Here is a 1,655-nt window from a genome sequence, read left to right on the forward strand (position 1 = left end):
TTCAGATACTATGAGGGACAGCCCGCGTAAGCCCCCAGGAGTAAAACGGTTTGTCTGGACCGTTTCCCGGAAGGAGCACGCAAATGGACGCACCCGAGAGAACCCTGCACGCACAGGACACCGCGATCACCTGCAGGCTGTTTGTCGCCTTTGAATTGGGCGAAAAGAACTGGAAGCTGTCACTCGGTGATGGCGTACGTGCTCCCAGCCGTTGCACGGTAGCGGCCGGCGACACCGCTTCCGTCCTGACCGCTATCGCGAAAGCCAAAGCTCGCTGTCATCTGCACCCTGACACCTTGGTGGTGAGCTGCTATGAGGCGGGCCGCGACGGCTTCTGGTTGCACCGTTGGCTAAGCGTACAAGGGATTGTCAGTCTCGTCGTCGACTCGGCAAGTATTGAGGTGAACCGACGCTCACGACGTGCGAAGACCGACCGTCTTGACGCCGACAAGCTGCTTTCCATGCTGATGCGCTACTACGCTGGCGAACGTMGGGTCTGGGCAGTCGCGCGAGTCCCAAGCGCACAGCAGGAAGATGAACGTCGCGTGCATCGTGAACTCGAGCGCCTGCGACACGAGCGCACCGCTCACATCAATCGGATCCGTTCGCTTCTGGTGCTGCACAACCTGCGCGTAGAGCGCGTAGGCGGTCGTAACTGGGCCCGCTGGTGGGCCGGGCACGCYCAGCAGTTGCTCCCCGCCCTGCGTGCCGAAATCGAGCGTGAATTTGAGCGACTCTCACTTGTGATCCACCAAATCAAGACGCTTGAGGGATTTCAGGAGCAGCAAGTCCGCGGCGGCGCGCAACCCTCAATTGCGGCGTTAGCGCGCCTGACCGGTGTCGGTACCGGAAGTGCATGGACTCTGCTCAAGGAGTTGTTTGGTTGGCGCAAGTTTCACAACCGTCGAGAGCTTGCCGCCTGCCTGGGCCTTGCGCCCACGCCATATAGCAGCGGGACCAGCGAAATAGAACAAGGCATCAGCAAGGCCGGCAACAGGCGCTGTCGCTGGCTCATGGTCGAACTCGCATGGTGCTGGCTACGCCACCAGCCCGCAAGCAAACTGAGCCAATGGTTCCATAAACGATTTGCTGGCGCAGGAAAGCGTGCCCGACGTATCGGCATTATTGCACTAGCTCGTCGTCTCGCGATCGCGCTATGGCGGTATGCGGAGCATGGTGAGATTCCGATTGGAGCAACCCTCAAGGCAGACCGCAGTGTGGTTGCGACCTGAACCATCTGCGTCGACAGACGGCACGAGTCTCAAGGTTTGCGCGCCCGTGAAATAGCAGGATTGCCCGAAAGGCAATCGTCCTTCAGATGGGGCGCGTCCGAACGGAGCGCTGCCCGCGTTAGCGCATGCGGTATAGGGTGACCGGCCGTGGTGCCGGCACGGATAGAAGTTAGATCGGGCATACGCCCGACATCGAGCGCTCCGAACCAAAGACTATTGACGTGTTGAGCAGGAGGGAAAGAAAGCCGATAACCACTTGTTGACGCACACGAGTTATCCACCGCCTGCCGGCGTCGTGGCCACATGAGGAGACCCCGCCGGCAGGCCGAGGATAACTCGTGGAGTCCAAAGAGAGAATCTGGCGATCAAAATCGCTATCGAGGGGGCTTGACTTCGAATACCYCATAGAAGCTATTTCGAGGC

Annotated in this window: 1 protein-coding gene; it reads left to right on the forward strand. The window is 59.8% G+C overall.

What is annotated here, in order from left to right; all coding sequences use genetic code 11:
• Positions 1-83: 83 nt before the first annotated feature.
• Positions 84-1,232: an IS110 family RNA-guided transposase gene (locus E1N52_RS43615; protein ID WP_133191250.1), complete on the forward strand. Its 1,149-nt coding sequence runs from the start codon at positions 84-86 to the stop codon at positions 1,230-1,232.
• Positions 1,233-1,655: the final 423 nt, after the last annotated feature.

Origin of the sequence: Paraburkholderia guartelaensis (genome assembly GCF_004353905.1) — a bacterium.
GTDB classification, from domain to species: domain Bacteria; phylum Pseudomonadota; class Gammaproteobacteria; order Burkholderiales; family Burkholderiaceae; genus Paraburkholderia; species Paraburkholderia guartelaensis.